22 protein-coding genes are annotated in these 23902 nt (G+C 30.8%); 3 read left to right on the top strand and 19 right to left on the bottom strand.

The genetic code is table 11. The annotated features are described in order from the left end of the window. From KO500_RS08860 to KO500_RS08770, 19 genes are all read right to left on the bottom strand, one after another. Positions 1–504 carry a GNAT family N-acetyltransferase gene (locus KO500_RS08860; RefSeq protein ID WP_215956175.1) on the bottom strand — a complete coding sequence of 168 codons (504 nt, stop codon included), beginning with the start codon at positions 502–504 and terminating at the stop codon, positions 1–3. A 69-nt stretch (positions 505–573) separates the two neighbouring features. Next, on the bottom strand, positions 574–1419 hold the full coding sequence (locus tag KO500_RS08855; protein WP_215956174.1) for a glycosyltransferase family 32 protein: 846 nt from the start codon (positions 1417–1419) through the stop codon (positions 574–576). Between the two features lie 11 nt (positions 1420–1430). Next, positions 1431–1655, bottom strand: coding sequence for a DUF6500 family protein (locus KO500_RS08850; RefSeq protein WP_215956173.1), 225 nt, complete (start codon positions 1653–1655; stop codon positions 1431–1433). Positions 1656–1672: 17 nt separating this feature from the next. Continuing rightward, a complete protein-coding gene (locus tag KO500_RS08845) occupies positions 1673–2698 on the bottom strand; it encodes an adenosine deaminase (RefSeq protein WP_215956172.1) in 1026 nt (341 codons plus the stop codon). A 137-nt stretch (positions 2699–2835) separates the two neighbouring features. Beyond that, complete coding sequence (locus KO500_RS08840; RefSeq protein WP_252732461.1) at positions 2836–4056, bottom strand: DNA cytosine methyltransferase; 1221 nt, start codon at positions 4054–4056, stop codon at positions 2836–2838. 115 nt (positions 4057–4171) lie between these two features. After that, positions 4172–4828: a thiamine phosphate synthase gene (gene thiE / locus KO500_RS08835; RefSeq protein WP_215956171.1), complete on the bottom strand. Its 657-nt coding sequence runs from the start codon at positions 4826–4828 to the stop codon at positions 4172–4174. 436 nt (positions 4829–5264) lie between these two features. Beyond that, the gene (locus KO500_RS08830; RefSeq protein ID WP_354668437.1) at positions 5265–6536 is read right to left on the bottom strand and encodes a carboxypeptidase-like regulatory domain-containing protein; all 1272 of its coding nucleotides are present in this window, start codon (positions 6534–6536) and stop codon (positions 5265–5267) included. Between the two features lie 193 nt (positions 6537–6729). Then, the gene (locus KO500_RS08825) at positions 6730–8742 is read right to left on the bottom strand and encodes a DUF349 domain-containing protein (protein WP_215956169.1); all 2013 of its coding nucleotides are present in this window, start codon (positions 8740–8742) and stop codon (positions 6730–6732) included. Positions 8743–8884: 142 nt separating this feature from the next. Further along, positions 8885–9634 (bottom strand): shikimate dehydrogenase family protein, encoded by a 750-nt coding sequence (locus KO500_RS08820; RefSeq protein WP_215956168.1) that lies wholly within the window; start codon positions 9632–9634, stop codon positions 8885–8887. Next, positions 9609–10625 carry a DUF368 domain-containing protein gene (locus KO500_RS08815; RefSeq protein ID WP_215956167.1) on the bottom strand — a complete coding sequence of 339 codons (1017 nt, stop codon included), beginning with the start codon at positions 10623–10625 and terminating at the stop codon, positions 9609–9611. Before KO500_RS08815 ends, KO500_RS08820 begins: the two co-directional genes overlap by 26 nt. A 10-nt stretch (positions 10626–10635) precedes the next feature. Beyond that, positions 10636–11553 (bottom strand): DUF368 domain-containing protein, encoded by a 918-nt coding sequence (locus tag KO500_RS08810; RefSeq protein WP_215956166.1) that lies wholly within the window; start codon positions 11551–11553, stop codon positions 10636–10638. Positions 11554–11579: 26 nt separating this feature from the next. Continuing rightward, positions 11580–12980 (bottom strand): tetratricopeptide repeat protein, encoded by a 1401-nt coding sequence (locus tag KO500_RS08805; protein ID WP_215956165.1) that lies wholly within the window; start codon positions 12978–12980, stop codon positions 11580–11582. Between the two features lie 94 nt (positions 12981–13074). Then, positions 13075–14256 carry an aspartate aminotransferase family protein gene (locus tag KO500_RS08800; RefSeq protein WP_215956164.1) on the bottom strand — a complete coding sequence of 394 codons (1182 nt, stop codon included), beginning with the start codon at positions 14254–14256 and terminating at the stop codon, positions 13075–13077. Between the two features lie 6 nt (positions 14257–14262). After that, entirely contained in the window at positions 14263–15993 is a 1731-nt protein-coding gene (locus tag KO500_RS08795; RefSeq protein WP_215956163.1) for an OstA-like protein, read from the bottom strand. Positions 15994–16102: 109 nt separating this feature from the next. Then, positions 16103–17374, bottom strand: coding sequence for an adenylosuccinate synthase (locus tag KO500_RS08790; RefSeq protein WP_215956162.1), 1272 nt, complete (start codon positions 17372–17374; stop codon positions 16103–16105). 11 nt (positions 17375–17385) lie between these two features. Next, positions 17386–17841 (bottom strand): Fur family transcriptional regulator, encoded by a 456-nt coding sequence (locus KO500_RS08785; protein WP_215956161.1) that lies wholly within the window; start codon positions 17839–17841, stop codon positions 17386–17388. A gap of 45 nt (positions 17842–17886) precedes the next feature. Continuing rightward, on the bottom strand, positions 17887–20091 hold the full coding sequence (locus KO500_RS08780) for a RelA/SpoT family protein (protein WP_215956246.1): 2205 nt from the start codon (positions 20089–20091) through the stop codon (positions 17887–17889). Between the two features lie 44 nt (positions 20092–20135). After that, on the bottom strand, positions 20136–21368 hold the full coding sequence (locus KO500_RS08775; protein WP_215956160.1) for a M48 family metallopeptidase: 1233 nt from the start codon (positions 21366–21368) through the stop codon (positions 20136–20138). Between the two features lie 34 nt (positions 21369–21402). Beyond that, the gene (locus tag KO500_RS08770) at positions 21403–22212 is read right to left on the bottom strand and encodes a TrmH family RNA methyltransferase (RefSeq protein ID WP_215956159.1); all 810 of its coding nucleotides are present in this window, start codon (positions 22210–22212) and stop codon (positions 21403–21405) included. A gap of 149 nt (positions 22213–22361) precedes the next feature. Here KO500_RS08770 and KO500_RS08765 point away from each other — a divergent pair, with 149 nt between their 5' ends. The 3 genes from KO500_RS08765 to KO500_RS08755 all read left to right on the top strand — a co-directional run bounded on the left by KO500_RS08765 (position 22362) and on the right by KO500_RS08755 (position 23899). Next, positions 22362–23171 carry a DUF6503 family protein gene (locus tag KO500_RS08765; RefSeq protein ID WP_215956158.1) on the top strand — a complete coding sequence of 270 codons (810 nt, stop codon included), beginning with the start codon at positions 22362–22364 and terminating at the stop codon, positions 23169–23171. A 67-nt stretch (positions 23172–23238) separates the two neighbouring features. Next, entirely contained in the window at positions 23239–23481 is a 243-nt protein-coding gene (locus KO500_RS08760; protein ID WP_215956157.1) for a MoaD/ThiS family protein, read from the top strand. 4 nt (positions 23482–23485) lie between these two features. Beyond that, positions 23486–23899 (top strand): molybdenum cofactor biosynthesis protein MoaE, encoded by a 414-nt coding sequence (locus KO500_RS08755; protein ID WP_215956156.1) that lies wholly within the window; start codon positions 23486–23488, stop codon positions 23897–23899. Positions 23900–23902 lie beyond the last annotated feature (3 nt).

Below are 23902 nucleotides of genomic sequence, written 5' to 3'. Positions count from 1 at the left end.
TTAAACTTCTTTTAATGTTAATTGAAGAAAATGTAAGTCTAGCCATTTATCAAACTTAAAACCTACTTCTTTAAAAACACCTACTGTTGTGAAACCAAATTTTTCATGAAATTGTACGCTTGCTTTATTTGAAGCATCAACGCCAGCAATCATAACATGATAATTTTGTTTTTTTGCTGTTTTAATAAGATGAGCTAAAAGTAATTTTCCAATTCCTTTACCGCGACCATCTTTATGAACATATATTGAATGTTCAATACTATATTTAAAACCTTGAAAAGCTCTAAAGGTTCCATAAGTTCCGTAACCAATTACATTTTCATTGTTAGTAGCAACAAATACAGGAAACCCGTCTTGTTTTTTCTTATCAAACCATTTTAGTTGCGTCTCGTATGTTCGAGTATCATAATCGTAAACAACGGTAGCATTTAAAATTTCGTAATTGATGATTTCTAAAATCTTCTGAATATCTTTTTTTTCTGCTTCACGAATTAGGATTGCCATTATTTTTTAATTGAAGTGAGAGGTTTAAAAATACAAAACTTTATTATTTAAAATTTTCGAATGTTTAATCTAAAATGCGAATTTGATTATTAAAAAGATAGTAATAATTGTAATGAGTATTGCTAAGAAAATAAGCGTATTGGTATCATAACCAGAACTCCAAGTTTTTATATTTTGAGATTTATAAAAATCATCTTTACCTAAACCATTTCCTTTTTTAAATGTAGTGTTATCATGTTTGTAGATAAGAGAATCGTTTGGTAACATTTCTTTATAGGTTTGAAAATGTTTGGCATCAGTTAACAATGCTCTAAATTTTTCCATGATTTCACTACCTGGTTTTCTTTTATAGCTTTTTCCGAAAACAGCTTTAGTTACTGCGCGCATATACAAAGGAGGTCCTAAATGAAATACACCTCTAGGGTTAAGTAATAGCCTTTTTTTTAAGTTGCGTTCAATTACTTTTTTAAAAATAGGATTGCCTTTAGCACTGATCATAATATCTTGAGAAAAATCAACATTAGCATAAGTTGGTAAAATACATTTTGTACCCTCTTTAATAATATCGTTAAAGCTAATGTTACAATAGCGGTCAATATCTACATAAATACCACCTTCATTATATATTTTGAGTAAACGCCATAAATCTACTTTTTCTACAATTTTTTTGTTTTTAATTTTAATATAATCCCAGCTTTTTAAATTTTCTTTTAGATAAACTTCAATATCATTATCATCACTGATTTCTAAAATATAATTAGGATTCAATTTTTTTAAATTAGAGACACCATTTAAAATTATAGGAGATTGGTTGTCTAAAATATCTTTAGTTTTCCAAGAAACATAAATTATTTTTGGTATAGCATCGAGTGTTGATAGATCTATTTCAATGGCTATTTGGTTGTGTGTACTCATTAAATAATCCGCTATAAATTGTATTCTATTTCAATCATTTTCTTAACCTTAACAGCTTTTTCAAAATGATTGAGTTGATGCGTTTTTATCCACCATGAAGCTACTTCCATCAATAATTCAGGGTTGTCATTTTTATTAGCAAAAAAAGCATAAAAAGAGAGACCTACTTGCTCTCCTTTTTGCTCAATTTTTTTATTACAAACTGAAATAATTTTTTGACACATGGTGTGGTCCATTTTTAAGTATTTGATAATTAGTTTTCAAATGAACTAAAATAGCTTTGAATATTAGCTATGTGTTTATCTTTTTCAGTATTACTTAACCAACTACCAACAAAAGCATTTATAGCTAATTGTTTAATTTGGTTAACGCTTAAGTTTAAGCCTTTGGCCGTTTTGTAAAAATTTTCATTCATATAACCACCAAAATAAGCTGGATCGTCAGAATGTATAGTTGCCAAAATACCTTTGTCTAGCATTTTAGCAGCAGGATGATCTTCCATTTTGGTAATCACTTGAAGTTCTAAATTGCTAAGCGGACATAGTGTTAGCGGAATTTGTTCTTTTACGAGTCTTTTAACTAATTTTTCATCATCTAAACAACGGTTACCATGATCAATACGAACAATGTTTAGCAAATCAAGTGCTTCCCATATATATTCTGATGGACCTTCTTCACCAGCATGTGCAACTAGTTTGTAACCTTGTGCTGCACTAGCTTTAAATACTTTTTCAAATTTACTAGGCGGGTTACCCATTTCAGAAGAGTCTAAACCAACACCGTGAATCCAATCTTTAAAAGGAATTGAAGATTCTAATGTTTTAAAAGCTTCTTCTTCGCTTAAATGGCGTAAGTATGACATGATTAGTTTGTAAGTAATGCCTAGCTCATCTTTTGCTTTTTCTAATGCTTTGTAAATTCCAGAAATAACAACCTCAAAAGCAATACCTCTGTCTGTATGCGTTTGAGGATCAAAAAATACTTCAACATGTTTTACATTCTGACTGTGAACTTTAGTTAAGTAGGCCCAAGTTAAATCAAAGAAATCTTGTTCGTGAATTAATACCTGCGCTCCTATATAATATATATCTAAAAACTCCTGAAGATTATTAAATTTATATGCTTTTTTTAATGATTCTATAGAATCATAATCCATAGCAATGTTATTTCTTTTAGCTATTTCAAACATAAGTTCAGGTTCAAAACTACCCTCTATATGTAAGTGTAATTCTGCCTTTGGTATACCTTCTATTAATTGTTTTAGTTCAGATGAATTCATATATAATATCTACTATTTAAATTTTAATGTATTCTATTCTATAAATATAGAGAATTTGAGATTACTTAAATTCTATTTAGGTAATCTTTATAGTTTTTGAACCCTTTTTAAGCAAGTGAAACCTAAGTTTTTCGCTATTAAAGAACAGCTGTTATTTGTTCTGCTATTTTTTCAATTAAAGTTGTTGTAACAGAGTTACCCGCTTGTTTATATAACCTACCGTTAGCTAGATTAGGTAGAATATAATTTTTCGGGTAGCCTTGAAAACAAAAACATTCTCTCGGTGTAAGCTTTCTAATACCAAAATTATCTTTAATTAATGGTACATTATGGCCGCCAGTTCCCATATTTGCGGTCAGTGTAGGGCATACATTATTTTTATTTTCACGTACATAAACACGTCTCCATTGATAAACAGTATCTTTTGAAGTCATTGTTTTTACTAATTCAGGGTAATATTGATGATCTTTTTTGTAGTAATATTTATCATCTTGTTTTTCACTACCTATAATATCATGAATAGTTTTAGTTAGTGGTATTTTTTCTGGGAATGTAAATTTTGAATAATTTTTTACTTGTTTTGGGTCAAAAGCAACTATGAATATACGCTCTCTGTTTTGAGGAATGTTTGCATGAGTTAAGGAGTTTAATACTGTATGATAAATTTTATAACCTAGTTTTTTTTCTAAAATTTCAAGTATAACTTTAAAAGTTTTCCCGTTATCATGAGTTACTAGATTTTTTACATTTTCAAGAAATACAGCTTTTGGCCTATGTTTGGTTATAATATCTTCTACATCAAAAAACAATGTTCCTCGCGTATCAGAAAACCCTTTTCTATGCCCCGCAATTGAAAATGCTTGACAAGGAAAACCAGCACATAGAACATCAAATTTTTCAGGAATGTAATTTTTAGTATTCTCTTTTGTTATGTCGCCAAAAGGAACTTCTCCAAAATTTTTTTGATATGTTTTTTTAGCATAATTATCCCATTCACTTGTATACACACATTTACCGCCAATATTTTGTAGTGCTAATCGAAAGCCACCTATACCAGCAAATAAATCTATAAACTTGAAATGAGTGTTTTTAGGAGTTGGAAATGGAATGTTTTCTATTTCTTTTTCTAAAACGTCCAATATATCTGTCACTGTGGTTTTGGTGCTATCTACTGTTTTTTGTTTGCAAAAACCTTTTGCAACCTGCAATGCATCTTTTTTGTAATGCGTTGCTATTCCATTATCTTTATTGTGTAAATAATGAGTGATAACTGCCTTGTCTTCTAATTCAGAAAGGGTGTTTTGATAGCTTTTATGATCAAAATCATCAATGCTAATTTTATGTGGGTTTTTTGACAAAATTGAATAATGCTAGAATGCAAAAATAGACATTTTTTCTTTCTATACTGTTTTGTTAATAGCCATTAAAATGTAAAAACTAGAAAGGTGAAAATTACATAAATTTTAAAATTAATTATTTTACAATTTGATTTGGACTCCAAACTTTTTCTTCAGCGGTATTATTTTGTAATACTTTTTTAAATTGACCTATAGTATTAAAGTTTTTGGTTATTGTACTTGCAGATGCAAGGCCGTATATGCCTGTTTTTAATAGTTGTGAAGCATCATCAACAGTAATGCCACCAATTGCAATTATTGGTATAGTAGTATCTAAAGTTTCTATAATTTTTTTGTAACCGTCTAAACCTAAAATTGGGCTCAAACTTTCTTTTGTTTTTGTAAAATGAAAAGGACCTAAACCAATATAATCAACTTTTTTATCAAGCATTAGTTCACAATCTTCAATAGTATTTGCTGTGCCACCAATTATTTGCCAGCTTTCTAAATGTTTTCTTGCAATTAATGGGCAAGTGTCTGTTTTACCTAAATGTACACCATCAGCCTTAATTTCTTTTGCAACTCTATAGTGATCGTTGATTATTAGCCTAGTTTGGTAGTGATCGGTGATTTTTTTTGCTTCAATAGCAAATTTTAAAACTTTTTTAGGACTTATGTTTTTTAATCTTAATTGTACTAAAGTTGCGCCAGCAGAACATGCATTTTTAATATTGTTTATATGTTCTTGAGGAGTTTCTCCTTGAGAAATATAATGTAAATTTGGTAGTTGCATTCGAAGTTTGTTTGTTAAAGGTTATTTTCATTTTATTACTGGCTGAATTAATTATTAGTACTGTTAATAATAAGGGTGAGAGTGGGACTGTTCCAATTTCCCTATAATACACCTAAAACTTTAAAATTTAATTATGTAAACTGAGTAGACTATAGCTTATAGTGTCTCTCATTTAATAATGTTCTAATTATTCTATTTACTTAAAAAAATACGACCACTGTATGTTATCTTGTTGATATTATTGTAAAAATAGAATTTAATGAGCGATAGTCAAATTCAAAATTACATTTTTATGAATCTTTTTTTTCATTTTTTGAATATGTCCAAAATTCTTTTAAAAGATTAGATTTAAATGAGTTATTCTTAATTTTCAATAAAAATGTTACAAAACAAAAAAGGTCGCAATTTGCGACCTTTTAATTTGGTTTATAATAATTTATGGGTTTGGATATGTCATTGCAACTGTACCGCCAATTTTATCTTTTTTTAATTGTCGTTGAATTTTTTTAATTGCAGATTCAATAGATTTCTCAGGTTCTATAATATTGTATTTGCCCCAAAAATCAGGGTCAGAAAATCCAATAGCTTCATCACTCAAAATAATGTTATGACTTAATTTTTCATTATTTTTAAGTTTGGTTTTCTTATTTTTTTTCCAATCTGTTACTGCCATTTCACAATTCATAGTATAAAGTGAATTAAATAAACGATCATCCCAATTTATTTTAAAGGCTAGTTGAACATTACTATACCCATAATACCATTTATCATCTTTTTCACGGTAATCTATTCGATATGCAACATTAGTAGGGTAAACATCTGCGTTGGCAGGTTTGTGCCTTACAAACATTTTAGAAGCTAAATACTTATTAGTTATTTCAAGGTTATAAATAGCACTTGTCAATATTTTATTATTGGCATCAATAAAAAGTTGCCCTTTGTACATTTGATCTTCTATGTGAGCTTGTTTTTTAAAATTGATTACGTAAATTAATCGATCTTTAATTCTTATTGAACGTTCAAATGTATAATCATATAATTCTAGAGTGTTTTTAGTAAAAATATACTCCGGATACTTCATCATATCAATAAATAAAGTGTTAAAAGGCCCGCCTTGTAATTTTAAAGTTAAGGTATCTAATTTAGAATAATCAGTGCTTTTACGAGCTTTATAAAGTTTAACGGCATCTTTTTGTGTAGATGAATAAGGTGTTTTATGAATGTTTACTACTGCCTCTGATAATGAAATGTTCTTTTTCCTTTTTTTTATAGTCTCTCTGTAAAAAGCAGTCATAAGTGTATGATCTTGAAAATAGTTTTTTCCTTTTTTTTCAAAAGTTTCAATTACTAATTTCTTTGCATTTTTTGGGGCTACAATATCAACTTCAGTTAATGCTAAAACTGATGGTTTTAAAACAATTTTGTTCTTGTCTTCTTGTAACGTTGTTAATAGAATGTTTTTAGTTTTGTAGCCTAAAAAACTTACGGTGACACTACCGCTATCCATTGAGTGTGGAACTTTTAAGGAAAATTCACCTTCTGTATTTGTTACGGTACTAATATTTGTACCATCAATTGAGAGTGTTGCAAAAACTAGACTTTTTTTAGTTTTTGCTTCTATAATTTTTCCTTTGTAGACTTGATACTCGTTTTGTATTTCTTGTGCATCTACTGTTGTTGTTACCCCAGTGATTAATAATAGCATCATTATTATCACCAAGGATTTGTTCGAGAACTTTAATAATTTATATATCATTTGGTTTTATATTGAGTTGAATCTCTTATAAGTTAATGATAATTAATTGTATAACATGTTAAAATTTGAATTTTAATACCAACTAAAAAAGCCATCAATCTTCAAATATTTGAAAATTGATGGCTTTTAATTAAATTATTTAATACTACTCTTCAGAAGTTTCTTCTGTCTCTTCTTCCTCAGATTCTTTAGTTAAATTATTTTTTAAAATGTTTAGCTTCTTAAGTTTAGCTTTCCAAGTTTCTAAAGCTTCTTTATGAGTATTGATTTTTTTAATAACATCTTTTACAACGGGACTATCTTCTGATGCATTTGAGAAAAACTGTAAGTTATTTTCTAGCTGACGCACTTCACTCTTACTCTCATCAATTTTACGTCTTATAAAAGTACGTTCTTTTTGTAAAGCATACTCAGTATCTTCACCTTGAGAAATTTGCTCAATTTTATTGCCATATTTCATTAACTCACCTTCTTGGCGGTCAACATCTAATTTTTTAAATAAGGCATCTAAAATTTTATTGAATTTTACGTTTATATTCTTTTTGTTAAAGGGAACTCTTCCGTAAGTTTTCCATTCAGCTATAAAGCCTTTAATAGCTTCAAGGTCAGTAGCTCTAGTGCCTGTTAATTCAAAAGCTTGTAAACGAGCAAGACATTCGTTTTTCTTTTCTAAATTTTCAAGTTCATCTTTTTGAGCTTCATTTTTGCTGGCATGTAACCTATTGAAATAGTGATTGCAAGCATCTTTAAATTGCTTCCAAATCTTATCAGAAAATTTTCTAGGTACATGACCTATTTTTTTCCATTCATTTTGAATGCGTTTCATTTCAGGAGTAGCCATGGCTAAATCTTCACTATCTTTAAGTGATTCGGCTAAAGCAAGTAATGCTCTCTTTTTATCAAGATTTTCTTGTTGTTCTTTCTTTTGATCTTTGTAAAACCCGTTCTTTTTTCTATTGAATTCACGAACACTTTCTTTAAATGAAGCCCAAGTTTTTTCATTTACTTTTTGTGGTACTTTGCCAGCTTTAAAAAAGGCTTCACGTAATGTTTCAATTTCTTTAATCTGTTGCTGTAAGCCTTTATGGTTTGTAGCAACTTTTATAGCAATAGCATTTATTTTTTCAATTATTTCATGTTTTTTAACAAGGTTAGCTTCGTATGTTTTTTCAAGCGCTGCATAATAACCTTGACGTTTGTTATGTAATGCTTTAGTTGCATTACTAAAACGTTCCCAAATAGCTTCTCTATGATCTTTGCCAACTGGACCTATATCTTCTTTCCAAATTTTATGAAGTGTTTGTAACTCTTGAAAAGCAACATTCAAATCTTCAACTTGTTCTAGAGCTTCAGCACGTTCAACTATTTTTTCTTTTTCTTCTAAATTTCGTTTGAAATCTAAATCTCTTAACTCTCTATTTAAATGAAGAAAATCGTAGAAAATTTCAATATGATGATGGTACGTACGCCAAACATCATTATAGTTGTTTCTAGGAATAGGACCAGCATTACGCCATTTATCTTGTAAGTCTTTAAAGTTTTTATATGTTGTATTTATATCTTCTTCAACATTTACAAGGCCTTTTAATTCATCAATAATTTGAAGGCGTTGCGCAAGATTATCGTTTAAGTTTTTTTCTAAGTTTTTGTAGTACTGATTTCTTTTTTCTCGGTACTCATTATAAACTTCATTGAAATCTCTTTTAGTAACTGAATTGTAGTGAAAATCAATTTCATTACCTCCATTACTAATAAATTCTTCTTTTTTATGTTCTAAAAACTCTTGAAATTTTAAATCAAATTCAGATTTAATACCATCAACATGGTTTTTAATGGCTTGTACTTTTTCGTTTTTTACTAAACGTTGTAATTCACCTACCAAATTTTCCATAGGCATAGCATGGTAATCTAAAACAGGAATAACGTGCCTTTGAACATTGTCGGCATCTTCAGCATCTTCCGCATTAGAATCGTCAATTTCATTTAAAACCTCATCATCTGAATTAACTTCGGCTTCGTTTGTAGTACCAGTAGTTTCTTCAATTTTAGAATCTTCAGTTTCTGAAATTTCCTGAGGAGCTACAGCTTCGTTAGCTATTTCAATATTTTTTTCATCACTACTATCTACAGATAGATTGTCATCTTTCTCGTCCAACATTATGTACGTATTTGGCTTTTTTTGCCTATTTCATCGGTAATATAGTAACAACCTAGTACATACCAAAAAAATGATGGTGAAAACTTGTACTTAACGTGTGGAAATTTGAGTTAAAACTTTGTTTGTTGCTGTAAATGAGACTTTAACTGTTCCAAATCTCCCAAGACTTTTCAGCCTGAAGTTCTAACATTTTGTCGCCGTTTTTTATTTGAGCACCACGAGATTTCCCCTCTAAAAGAAAAGCAGTTTTTTCAGGATTGTAAATCAAATCAAATAGCAGGTGATTTTTGTTTATGTATTGATAAGGAATATTTGGTTTTTCATCTACTTTAGGAAAAGTTCCTAAAGGTGTACAGTTTATTAATACAGTGTGATTTCCTATAATTTCTTCATTCAAATCGTTATAAGTGAATTGATTTTCTTTAGCAGTACGTGAAACAAATTTAAAATCGATACCAAATTCATTTAAAACAAATGCAATTGCTTTAGATGCACCACCAGTACCAAAAATTAAAGCTTTTTTATGATGTTTTTTTAAAAATGGTTCAATAGATTTTTGAAAACCGTAGTAGTCTGTATTAAAGCCCTTAAGGCCATCTTGTGTGAATTTTATAGTATTTACGGCACCAATTGCTTCCGCGTTACGGTCAATACTGGTGAGAAATTTCATTACATCCTGTTTGTATGGAATGGTGATATTAAAACCATGAATATTTTTCTGTTCTTTTAAAACAGCATGTAGATCTTCAATACTTTGAAAATCAAAATTTACATATTCATGATTGTTTAAACCTAAATCTTTAAACTTTTGCGTGAAATATGCTCTTGAAAAGGAGTAATCTATATCTTTTCCTATTAAGCCAAATCTAATTTTGTTTTCTTTTTTTTCCATACCAATCTAAACCTAAAAGTATTGTAATGCCAATGATAATAAAGAAAAACGCCCACCATGTTTCTGTATTAGAGAAGTTAGGTATGTATCTTTCATAGTTAGCAATAATATTATTTCCGTTGGAATCAAGGATTAAATTACCATCTGATCCTGTTTTAAAAACCGTTTTTTTCCAAGGCCAAACAACGCCTAGTGAACCCGTAATAAAACCAATTATTACTGCTGTCGTAATATGCTTAAAATGTTTCAATAAATAAGATAATAGATGTGATAAAGTAACCAAACCAACTGTTGATCCTGTTGTGAATACAGCAAGAATTTTTAAAGTATCAAGTCTTTTTGAGTTTTGAGTAAAGCTAAAATCACCTTTTATTATTTCGGAAAAAGTGTCATATAAAGCATTTACTGAATCTACTAAAAGTAGTACATAATTACCCAATAACATTAAAATAAAAGAACCAGATAAACCTGGTAAAGTCATACCTGATACACTAATCATACCACAGAAAAAAATGAAAATTAAATTATCATTTTGTGTGGCAGGATTTAAGTAACTAATGGCAATACCTATGAGTAAGCCAATTATACCAGTCGGAATTGTTTTTTTATTCCAGTGTTTAAAATCTTTTGCGATATAGTAAATGGAACCTAAAATCATTCCGAAGAATGATGACCAGACATAGAGTTCTTTTTGTTCTAAAAAGTAATCTAGAATTTTAGAAACGCTAAAGTAACTTACTAGCATCCCAAAAATTAAAAGTACTAAAAATTGACTATTGGTATATTTATAAAAACTTTTAAACCTTCCGTTAAACAAAAGCTTAAATGCTTTAATATTTATTTTTTGAAGTGAATAAATAAACTCTTCGTAAAAACCACCAACAAATGCTACAATACCACCAGACACTCCAGGAACTTTATTTGCAGCTCCCATGAATAAGCCTTTAATAACTAGCCAAAATTTGTCAGATAATGTACGTGGTTCATACATAAAAGTGGAGTTACTTTTTTGATGCTAATTTTTCTAATAATAAAATTAGAGAAAAACCTATAATTGCTAATACAATAGCAAAAACTAATTTGTTGTCACCTTCAAAATTAAAGGGAGAAACACTTTCTTCAGCTACAGTAATTATTTTATCACCAAACACTTTTGTCTCTAATACTTTTTTCCAAGGCCAAATTTTATTTAAAGAACCTAAAATAAAACCAGTAAGTACCGCTAAAGTTAAATCTTTATAATGTTTAAACATCCATTTTAAAATTCGTGCAAAACTTAACAGGCCAAAAATTGCTCCAAGACCAACGGTAGCTATTATTTTTAAATCTCGTTCATGTACAGCCTCTAAAATTACTTTGTAAGAGCCCAAAAGAACAAGTATAAATGCTCCTGAAATACCTGGTAAAATCATAGCGCAAATGGCTAAAGCACCTGATAAAAACAAAAATGGTAGACTATCTGTATTTTCAGAAGGAGGTAAGGTTGTAATATAATACGCAACTCCTGTACCAATGATTAGCATTACTATTGTTGATGCATTCCATTTTTCAATAGATTTACCTACAAACAATATGCTGGCTACCACAAGACCAAAAAAGAAAGACCATAAAAGAACGGGTTGGTTTATTAGTAACCAACTAATACCTTTTGCTAACGAGACGACACTAATTCCGATACCTAAAAATAGCGCAAGTAAAAAATTACCATTTACTTGTTCCCAAAAAGATTTAAATCCTTTTTCTTTTAAAGTTTTAAATAAAGATATATCTACTTTGTTAATAGAATCTATTAACTCTTCGTAAATACCAGATATAAAAGCTATTGTTCCGCCAGATACACCTGGTACAACATCAGCGGCACCCATAGCCATACCTTTTAGTGTAATAAAAAAATACTGTAATACGTTTCTGTTTTCCATAATCTAAAAAAACAAAAATAGTTTTTTTATTTGGAAGCTTTTTTATAAAGTTCTATAATGTTTTCCATCCAATCAGTATTAGAAAAGCCAGGGTACTTAGCTTGAAAATTTTTAAGGCTATCTGCGTTTAAAAATTTAGCTTTTGTAATGTATTTTGTTGCTTTTGGTATCTCTGATAATAAACTGTAAGCTCCGGATAATTTTAAAAGTATTGCTGTTTCTTCTGGGTGAAATTCACGCCCTTGTTTTAATATTTGAATAGCAGCTTCAACTTCTTTGTTTTTTTGAACTACATCAGCCCAAAGAATCCAAGTTTCTAGTTCGTAATTTCCTAAGTCAACAGCTTGTTTAAAAGCAAAATCAGCTTCATCATAATTTTTTAAAGCAGTATTTATTTTACCGCTTTTTTTCCAGTACAATGCATTTTCACCGTCAATATTGATTGCTTTATTAATATAGTAAGCTGCTTTTTCAAAATCTTCAATCTTATAATAAAAATTTGTTATCGCTAGCCAGCCTTTATCTAAAAGCGGATCTTCATGAACGGTATGGTAAAAATAATACTTAGCCATATCCATATTTCCTAACTTTTCATGACATTTTCCTATTCTTAGGTAAGCATGTGAAGTTGGGTCTTCAATAGCAATTGTAGTTTCGTAATTTTCTATGGCTTCATTGTACATGCCTAACTTTTCAAGCACTTTGCCTTTCTCAAAATAAGCCCCAATAAAAGTATCATCAGAAATAATAGCAAAATCAAAAGCACTTAAAGCTTCTTTATGCATGTTTTTTGCAATGTATTGTTTTCCTAATTGATGCCAAGCTACTTCACAATAAGGTCTATTTTCTAAATAATCATTTAAATAAACTATTGCTCCATCAAAGTCTTCTAAAAATTCAAAACAGTAGATAACGTTGTATAGTGAAGAGTAGTCTTCATTATCAAACTCTACGCATTTCATGAAATTTTTCTTTGCCATTTCAAAGTCATCCATAAAAAGATACTCCATACCCAAGAGAGAATGAATGTCAAGACCATCATCAGTTAGGTCTAAAGCCTTTTCTAATAGGTTGATAGCCGTAGTGTGATCGTCTTTTTTTGAATAGATGTTTGCTCTTTGAATGTAAATTTCTTCATTGTGAGCATCTAATTGCTGTAACTGATCCAGCATTTTTTCAGCATCGTCTAAATTATTTTCAAATACAAAAACTTCTATTTGTAACAATTTAAGCTCGGTTGAACCAGGATGTTGTTGCAAACCAATCTTAATAGCTTTTTTAGCTAAAGAAATTTTCCCGTTGTTTAGATAGTGATGAATAATATCTTCAAAATCTTCTGCGTCAAAGAAATAGACATCGTCAGTCTTTAACATAGATTCAAACTTGGTAATTGGTTGGCTTGGTCTTTCTTCTGCATTAAACGCCATAGGCCTTATCTATTTTGTGTATTTTAAAAATAGTATTTACTTACGATAGTTGTGTTGTTACTTAATCTATATTATTAACAAATTAGTTAACAGTCTAACTCTCGTATGTATCTAATATACTAATTATTTGTTCGCAACCAGCAATAATTTCGTTGTTTGAGATGGTTAAGGGTGGTGAAATGCGTACTGCTTTTGCTTCAAATAGTAACCAGAATAGAATTAACTTTTCTTTTGCTGCGTTTAAAATGAGGTGGTTAGCTATGTCTGAATTTTTCATTATAAGGGCAAGCATTAAGCCTTTTCCTCTAATTTCTTTAATGAATTTATGTTGTAAATATTTTTTAAATAGGGCTTCTTTTTCTAATGTTTCAGGTATTAAGTTTGAAGTAGTTATTTCTTTTAGGGTAGCTAAGCTTGCTGCTGCTATAACAGGATTACCACCAAAAGTAGTAATATGACCGAGTTTTGGAGCATCTTGTAATTGTAGCATCAAATTATTCGAAGCAACAAAAGCACCGACTGGCATACCGCCAGCCATTCCTTTGCCAATTACTAAAATGTCGGGCGTGCAATTGTAATGTTCAAAAGCAAAAAGTTTTCCTGTTCTTCCAAAACCTGGTTGTATTTCATCTAAAATAAGTAATGTGCCAACTTGGGTACATTTGTCTCGTACTTTTTTTAAATAGTTCTTTGTAGGTTCAATAAACCCTGCGCCACCTTGTATGGTTTCTAAGATAACTGCAGCAGTTTTTGTAGTTATTTGCTTTAAATCAAGTTCCTTATTAAAATGGATAAAACGCACATCGGGAATTAAAGGTCTAAATGCACCTTTTCGTTCTTCAAAACCCATTACACTTAAGCTTCCCATAGTATTTCCGTGGTACGCTTTATGAGCAGCGATTATTTCAGTTCTACCGGTTGCTCGGCGGGCTAATTTTAATGCGCCTTCAATAGCCTCAGTGCCAGAATTTACTAAATATGTTGTTTGTAATTCTGCAGGCAATAATGATGCTAATAATTTGGTGTAATCTACAGCGGGTTTCTGAATGTATTCGCCATAGACCATAACATGCGCATAAGAATCTACTTGATCTTTAATAGCTTTTGTTACTTTTGGGTGGCAATGCCCCAAACTACAAGCTGATACTCCAGCAACAAAATCTAAATGTGCATTACCATCCGTGTCATAAATATAACAGCCTTTTGCATGTGAAATCTCTAATGCTAAAGGATGTGGTGATGTTTGTGTTTGGTATTTGTAAAAGTCTTTTTTCATGTAGACTTATTCTTGCTCTTTAGATTTTTCTTTTGTTGTCGTTTTTGGTGGTGGAATATTATTCACAGGATCAGAACTATTTTGACTCCTTTTTTCTTCTTCAGCGTCAATATCTATAGGGTTCTCTATTCCTTGAATAACGGGAAGAACAATATTATTGTCATCTTCGTCAAAAATATCGTCTTTAGTTTTTATTCGCTCATCACCACGCCAGAGCATTCCTTTTAATATCCTGCTGGCGGGTGGTATATCCGCTTCAGGAAATAAATCACCATCAGGTTGGGTAAAGAATGTTAATTCTTCAATATCATTATTGGCCATTTTTATATTTATTTTACTACAGATAGTTTTATCTATTCCAATAAGTTCAGCATCGTCATTGTACGACCAGTAAATAACTTCAGTGTTTTTAATTAAATCTATTTCTCTCAATTCATTTTCAATAAATTTACCGTATAAATTTTTGCCTTTTGCTTGGTTGTATCCTGTTTTGCTTATTGTATCTAATGATACAATAAAAGCATTATTTAATACTTTTAAACTGTCTAATTTTTCGGTAACAGTATCTGATATTAAATGAATACTATCACCAGTCATTTGATTTTCTACATTCCATATTACAGGATGGAATTTTGACCATTCGGCTTCTTTTAATGTGGAGTCAATTTTTTTACCAATAAGTTTTGTTATTCCAGTTACTTCATCAATATGAATAGAGTCACTTTTACCACTCATATCTGTTTTGTAAAACTTTGCATTTCTAAACGCTCTAAGAATTCTATGTTCTGGCTTTCCTGTAATCATTAAAGTATCACCATGCATATACAATGAGTCGTTTTCAACTAAATTAATGGCAACAGCTCTTTTAGTTGCAAAAACAGAATCTTTTTCTTTGAAAACTTCAGCGTAATGCGCTCTAATTATTCCTTTGTTTACAGTATCAGTGATAACAATATTATTTGTTGCTGATGCAAATTTTTTAAATTTGTTGAAGTAGACGCTGTCACCTTCTATAATCCGGTCATTATAATCAATTCTAGTATTTTTAATACCGTAACCACTTTCTATTTTAGTATCATAAAAACCACGTTCGCAATATATTTTATAGGTTTCACCTGTAATAGTTGAAGGACCATACATATATGCATTTTTTGATGATGTGTAGTAGTCTAGTTGTTTAGAATCTACAGTATACTGTTCATTATCAATATGCACGCTATCTAAAAACTGGTATTTTTTACTTTCGGTATAATACCTTCCTATTTGACTAGTAAGTGTATTTGCAGAATCTATTACAGTACCAAAATCTTGATAATAAGCTTCTTGTTTTTCACGATCAAAACGTAAGGTGTCAGTCTCAAGGCGCATGCCTGGTGTTTGTTCTAAAATAACATTGCCCCATGCTTTTGCTAACTTTGTATCACCATAATAATCAACCTTATCACTAGTCATTTGAATAGAGTCACCTTGTTGTAACCTAATATTACCTATGGCTTTAAGTCTATTTTCTTTTTGATAAAATATAGCATAGTCACACCAAACATCAGCACCTTGGTGTTCAAATTGTACTTGGCGTTCATCTTTACTAAAAATTGATGCACCAGGGGCTTTGGCTTCATCTTTTGAAAAAGTACCACCGTAAATGATGTTAATTTGTTTGTTTTCAGGAGGTTGTTCTTGGCAGAATCCTGTATTTGTAATAATAACAAAAAGTAAAAAATATAAAAGCTTTTGCACTAGTGTAATTTTTTTATCAAAAATAACGAATTTTAGAGCAGAGCTGAGTTGATTTAGATAAATTTAAGTTATAGAAGTAAAAAAGCCACTCGAAAGTGGCTTCTAAAATTTATCTGTAAATTGTTTGTGTTCTGTCAGGGCCAACTGAAACAATTTTAATAGGCACTTCTAATTCCTTTTCAAGGAAATCTATATACTTGTTTAAAGTTTCTGGTAATTGATCTGAACTACTCATCTTAGTAAGATCTTCAGCCCAACCATCCATTTCAGAATAAATAGGAGTTACACTTTCTTCTTCAATATTATAAGGGAAGTGTGTTATAGTTTTGCCTTTATATTCATAAGCAGTACATACTTTAAGTGTTTTGAAGCCACTAAGCACATCACCTTTCATCATCATTAACTCAGTTACGCCATTAATTTGAACAGCATATTTTAATGCTACTAAATCTAACCAGCCACAACGCCTTGCTCTACCTGTAGTAGCGCCAAACTCGTTACCAACTTTGGCCATTATTGCGCCATCTTCATCAAAAAGTTCAGTAGGGAAAGGCCCACTACCAACACGGGTTGTATATGCCTTAAAAATACCTTTTACGTCACCAATTTTATTAGGGGCAACGCCTAAACCTGTACAAGCACCAGCTGCAGTAGTATTTGAAGAAGTTACAAAAGGGTAAGTTCCAAAATCAATATCTAATAATGAACCTTGAGCACCTTCAGCAAGTATTTTTTTACCTTCACGTTGTGCATTAAATAAATATTCTTCGCTATCGATAAAAGTAAGTTTCTTTAAGGTTTCAACAGCTTTAAAGAAATCTTCTTCTAATTCTTTTAAATCATACTGAATATCAACATCGTAAAAGTTAATCATAGCTTCATGCTTATCAGCTAGGTTACGATACTTTTCTTTCCAATCAGAAAACTCTAAATCACCAATTCGCATACCATTACGACCAGTTTTGTCCATGTATGTTGGGCCAATACCTTTTAAAGTAGAGCCAATTTTAGCTTTTCCTTTTGATGCTTCAGAAGCTGCATCAAGTAAACGGTGTGTTGGTAAAATTAAATGTGCTTTCCTTGATATTAATAATATAGATGGAATATCTAAATTAAACTTTTCAAGATTGTCAAGTTCTTTTTGGAAAATAACCGGATCTATTACAACACCGTTACCCACAATATTTATGGCACCTTTGTGAAAAATACCAGAAGGAATTGTGTGTAAAACATGCTTAATTCCGTCAAACTCTAATGTATGACCTGCATTTGGCCCACCTTGAAAACGAGCAATGATATCATAATTTTGAGTTAGTACATCAACTATTTTTCCTTTTCCTTCGTCTCCCCATTGAAGCCCGAGTAGTAAATCTACTGCCATTATTGTATTCGTTAATTATTTGTATTTTCTTCTTTATTTCTTGTTCCGTAGAAGTATAGTGAGTGTGTGTTGATTTTTATATCAAAAACCTCTTCTATTGTTTTTTTTATTGACTGTATTCGAGGATCGCAAAACTCAATAACCTCACCAGTATCTGTTAGTACAACATGATCATGTTGCCTATCAAAATATGATTTTTCATACTGAGCTTGGTTTTTGCCAAATTGGTGCTTACGTACCAACTTGCAATCTAAAAGTAGTTCAATAGTGTTATACAATGTAGCACGACTTACACGATAATTTTTATTTTTCATGTTGATATAAAGACTTTCTATATCAAAATGCTCTTCACTATCGTAAATTTCTTGGAGTATAGCGTACCTTTCGGGAGTTTTTCTGTGCCCGTTTTCTTCTAAAAAATTGGTAAAGACATTTTTTACGATGTCTTGGTTCTTGTTTTCGCTCATAAGAACTTATGCATCTTTACTTAATTACAAAGGTACATCTAAAATTTAAATTCTAGTCACTTTGTCAATACCGTTAATCTTCTTTAAATTGTTTATAACTTTTTTAAGTATATCATTGTTTTTTACAACAACTGTTATAATTCCTTTAAATGTACCGCCATCAGTACTAAAATTAATGTTACGCATGTTAACATGCATATTTCCTGAAATAACATCAGTAATACTACTAATTAACCCTAAGTTATCAATGCCTGTAAGTCTAATTTCAGAAGTAAATTCTTGCTGGCTTGAATCAATCCATTTTGCACTTATTATACGGTATGCGTAGTTGGATTGTAGTGAAATTGCATTAGGGCAGTTCTTTGTGTGTACTTTTATACCTTCATTAATACTCACAAAACCGAAAACATCATCACCCGGAATGGGGTTACAACATGGTGATAATTTATAGGGTAATTTTTCTTCTTCCTTACCAAAAACTAATAAATCGTACTTAGAAGTGATTTCTTCTTTGTCAATATCTTCGGGAGTTTGCGTTCTTCTAATTTTATTTTTGAAGAAATTCATGATAGTGTTACTATCATTGGCTGCGTACTCTTTTATTTTTTGATTATCAATAGCACCAATACCTACGCGGTAAAATAAATCTAAACTAGTTTTTAGTTTAAAATACATGACCATTTTATTGATGGTATCTTCACTAAAATTAATTTTTTGAGACCTTAATTTTCTACGTAAAATCTCTTTTCCTTCTAAGGCAACACCTTTTTTCTCTTCCCTTAATGTAGATTTTATTTTAGCTCTTGCTCTTGCTGTAGTTGCGTAGTCTAACCAATGCTGGTTAGGCCTAGCGCTCTCCGAGGTCATTATCTCCACCTGATCACCACTATGTAATGTAGTGTTTAAAGGTACAAGTTTACCATTTACTTTAGCGCCACGAGTGTGCATACCAACTTCTGTATGAATGTTAAACGCAAAATCTAACGGTGTAGCATTTTTTGGTAACGATTTTAATTCTCCTTTTGGGGTAAATACAAATATCTCTTTAGAATATAAGTTTAGCTTAAATTCTTCAACAAAATCTACAGCATTTGTATTGGCATTTTCTAAGGCCTCTTGTAATTTATTTAGCCATTCTTCAATACCAATCTCTTTATCACTTCCGTGCTTGTATTTGTAATGAGCAGCATAGCCTTTTTCTGCAATCTCGTGCATGCGCTCACTACGTATTTGTACCTCAACCCATTTTCCCATTGGCCCCATTACAGTAATGTGCAAAGCTTCGTAACCAGTTGATTTCGGAGAAGAAATCCAATCACGTAAACGTACAGGGTTAGGGGTGAAGTGATCCGTAACTATAGAATATATTTTCCAAGCTAAGAATTTTTCATTTTTTTTATCGGACTTGTAAATAATTCTAATTGCAAACTTGTCGTAGATTTCATCAAACGTAACATTTTGCGCAACCATTTTTTTACGAATAGAAAAAATGGATTTCATTCGGCCTTTTACAGTATAGTGCAGGCCTTCTTTATCTAAAGATTCTTTTATAACATCAGAGAAATCTTCAATATACTGAACTTGTTCCTCTTTAGTTTCTTCTATTTTACTAAGAATATCTTTATAAACTTCAGGCTCAGTATATTTTAAACTTAAATCTTCTAATTCTGTTTTTATATTGTACAGTCCAATTCTATGTGCAAGTGGCGCATAAATATATAACGTTTCAGATGCTATTTTTACCTGTTTGTATTCAGGCATTGAATCCATCGTAAGCATATTATGGTAACGATCTGCTATTTTTATAATGATAACTCGTATGTCATCATTAAGCGTTAAAAGCATCTTTCTAAAATTCTCTGCCTGTTGTGATATGTTCATATCTTTTTTCAGGTGAGCAATTTTTGTCAGTCCGTCAACAATTCTGGCGACAGTTTCGCCAAACATACGCTCAATATCATCAAGGGTGTATTCGGTATCTTCAACAACATCATGTAATAAAGCAGAAGCAATAGATACAGCATCAAGTCCGATTTCTGAAGCTACAATTTTTGCTACAGCTATTGGGTGAAAAATATAAGCTTCGCCAGATTTTCTGCGTTGTTCTTTATGCGCATCAACAGCAATATCAAAGGCAGAGCGTATTAATTTTTTGTCTTCATCGGTAAGCGTTTGATAGCTGATACGAAGTAATTCTTTGTATTGCTTTGCTATCTCTTTATTCTCTTTTTCTATAGCTTCTTCAGTCATCATCTATTAAAAATAATATAATACTAGCAACTATCCTACAAATACTATGCCTTTAAATTTTTTATGCGAGCAATTAAAGGAGGATGAGAATAGTGCATAAAAACATATGCAGGATGTGGGGTTAAGTTGCTTAAACTGTTTTTAGACAATTTTTTAAGAGAAGTTATAAGGGGCATTGCTGCAAATGTGTTTTTAGCATAATCATCTGCTTGATATTCAAATTTTCTTGATATATAATTCATTATTAAGCCAGTAAACTCTGAAATAGGACTGTATAGTATTCCAAAACTAATTAATGCGGCATGAAAACTTGGTTTTGATACGCCAATTGCTAGAGATACTTCAGGTGTGTTAATAAAAAGAGAAAGTATAAAAAGCGTAAAACCTGTTAATAAAATACTGCTAATTAAATTAAAAATGATGTGTTTTCTTTTGTAATGGCCAACTTCATGCGCCAAAACAGCCACAATTTCATCTTCTTCTAAATCATTAATGAGTGTATCATAAAGAGTTACGCGCTTTTCTTTTCCGAAACCAGAAAAGTATGCATTTGCTTTTGTTGAGCGTTTAGAACCGTCAATTACAAATATATTTTTAAGTTCAAAACCTACTTTTTGCGCATAGCTCTCAATTTTATTTTTAAGAGTTCCGTCGCTCAATGGAGTTTGTTTGTTAAATAAAGGAACGATTAGTTTACTGTAAAATAAGTTTATTAATAAGGAAACTACAGCAATCACTGCCCAAGTATAAATCCAGAAATTACTATTGGCCCAATTGAAAAACCAAATAATAAGTGTTAGAATAATACCACCAAGAATTGTGGTCATTAACCAACCTTTCAATTTATCCATGAAGAATAATTTTGTGGTTGATTTATTGAAACCAAACTTTTCTTCAATAACAAAAGTTGAATAGTAAGAAAATGGAGTGGTAATAATATCGCTTCCAATCATAATAATTCCAAAAAAAATAAGTGCAATTACAATATTATTGTCGGTATAACTTCTCGCAATTTGGTCAACCCATCCAAAACCACCAAATATTAAGAATAATAAAGTAAGTGTAAATGAAAATGTAGAAGTTGTTAAAGCAAATCTATAATTTGTTTTTTTATAATCTTGAGATTTTAAATACTCTTCTGTGTCAAAAACATCATTTAACTCTTCAGGTACTGGCTTGTGATAGTTTTTTGCATTAAGGTAATCCAGTATAGTTTCTGTAAAAAACTGTATAGATAAGATTCCAATGATGATGTAAAAGAGTGGTTGGTTGCTCATAGGTTTGTTAGTCTTACTATGCTATAACGTAAAGTTAAGAATTTCGTTGCCTTTTAGCCTCAAAAATGATGATTGCGGCAGAGACCGAAACGTTCATTGAGTCTATTTCGCCTTCCATTGGTATGATAATATTTTGTATTGAGCTTGCTAGCCACTCATCGGATAGGCCAGTGGCTTCAGTGCCTACAACAATAGCTGAGCTAGTATTATAATCAATTTTGGTATAAGGTTTTGATGCTGTTAAAGCGGCGCAGTAAATATTAATATTTTTTGCTTTTAAAAACGAAATAATCTCTTCTGTGGTTCCTGTAGCGATAGTATTTGTAAAAACACAACCAACACTTGATCTAATTATGTTTGGGTTGTATAAATCACTTTTTGGATTTGCGATAATAACAGCGTCTAAATTAGAGGCATCAGCAGTTCTCAGTAAGGCTCCAATATTCCCTGGTTTTTCGGGTGCTTCTGCAATAAGAATTAATGGTGTTTTGTTTTCAAAATTTAAAACATCTAAACTATGAGTTTTACTTTTTGCAATCGCTAAAATGCCCTCGGTGGTTTCGCGGTAGGCAATTTTTTGATAGACCTCTTTTGAAACCTGAATTAGTTCAGGTTGGGAATTTAAATTCTGTGTAATTTTTTCAATTTTTTCTGTGGAGATTAAATCTTCATAAAAAAATAAAGTCTGAATTTCATAAGCACCTTTTAGCGCTAAACTAAATTCACGAATTCCTTCAACTACAAATTGTTGTGTTTTTTTTCGCTCTCTAGATTTATCTTTTAGTACTAAAACCCTTTTAATCAAAGCGTTTTGTAAACTTGATATTTGCTTTATGTTATTCATTACTGCAAAAATAAGACAAACATATAATATGTCTTATTTAATTTTAAAGTGTATGAATACTAAATTTAGCATTTAGTTAAGATTAATTTTGTAAAGTATTGTGATATTTAGAGACTGACAAATAATTAACAAATTTGAAAACAACTAAAATGAAATTAATTCCCTTAGTATTAGCCCTAATTTTTTTATCGTCTTGTAAAGAAAACAAAAAGACAGAAGAGAAAGCAGAAGAGAAAATAGAAGAAGTAAAACCAATAATGGCGGAGAAAGCTTATCCTGAAGCTCTAGTGAAAGTGTTTGAAGCACACGGAGGTTTGCAAAATTGGAAAGCACAAAAAACATTGTCTTTTGATAAGCCAGGTAAAAGTGGTGTAGAGAATTATACTATTGACATACCTACAAGAAAAGAAAAAGTACTAAGTGGTTCAATAGAAAGAGGTTTTAATGGTAAAAATGTTTGGGTTTTAGATACTGAAAATACATTTAAAGGCGATGCCGTATTTTACAATAACTTATATTTTTATTTTTATGCAATGCCATTTGTTTTAGCTGATAATGGTATTATTTATGGTGAAACTGAAAGCGTAACTTTTGAAGGTAAGTCATACCCAGGTGTAAAAATGAGTTTTAATGAAGGTGTAGGTTCGTCATATAAAGATGAGTATTTTATTCATTACAACCCAGAAACATATAAAATGGAATGGTTAGGGTATACTGTTACTTATAGATCAGGAGAAAAATCAGATAAGATTAGCTGGATCAACTATAGTGATACACAAGAATTATCAGGACTTGTATTACCAAAAACATTAACTTGGCATAAGGCTGAAGGATTAGTTATAGGAGAAGCACAACGTACTGTAAATTTTGAAAATGTAAAATTAACTACGGAAGCAAAACCAGCTAGTTTTTATGCAAAACCAGAAGCAGCAAAAGTTGTTACAGGTAAAAAGCAATAGAAATATAACAAGTTTAGATTTTTATTGCCATTGAATATGCGTAACTTTCTCCTTCAAAATTTTTGAAATGAAAGTTTTATTATTCGGTATAGCAAAAGACATTATAGGAGCTTCAGAGTATGAAGTTCCTGCGCAACCAAAACACCCTTCAACTGTAAAAGAGTTAAAGGATGTTTTGGTTGTTTTGTTTCCAGAGTTTAACAAATTGTCTTCGTTGGCAATAGCTGTTAATAGTGAGTATGCAGATGAAAATGTTTTTTTGAAATCAAATGATGAAATAGCAATAATTCCCCCAGTAAGTGGTGGGTAATTTTATGAAGTATATAGAGATTGTAGATGATATTGATACGGCAGAAGTTTATAAAGACTTGTCTCACCCAAGTAGTGGTGGTATATGTGTTTTTGTAGGTGCTGTACGCGATTTTACAAATAATGCAAGTGTTGTTTCTTTAGAGTTTGAAACCTATAAAGCAATGGCATTAAAGGAAATGACTAAAATTGCTGATGAAGCAATTGAAAAATGGCAATTAAATAAAGTTGTTATTCGTCATGCAGTAGGTGTGAAGCAAGTTGAAGATCCTGTGGTAATTGTTGGAGCTTCTTCTGCGCATCGTGATGCTTGTTTTGAAGCATGTAGATATTTAATAGATACGTTAAAAGAGCGTGTTCCTATTTGGAAAAAAGAATTCTTTAGTAATAAATCTGTTTGGGTTTCAGCACATCCATAAATT

This window comes from Cellulophaga baltica (assembly GCF_018861125.1).
In the GTDB taxonomy this organism is placed as follows: domain Bacteria; phylum Bacteroidota; class Bacteroidia; order Flavobacteriales; family Flavobacteriaceae; genus Cellulophaga; species Cellulophaga baltica_A.
The sequence above is the reverse complement of the archived record's forward strand: the minus strand, read 5'-3'. Positions and strand labels throughout refer to the sequence as shown.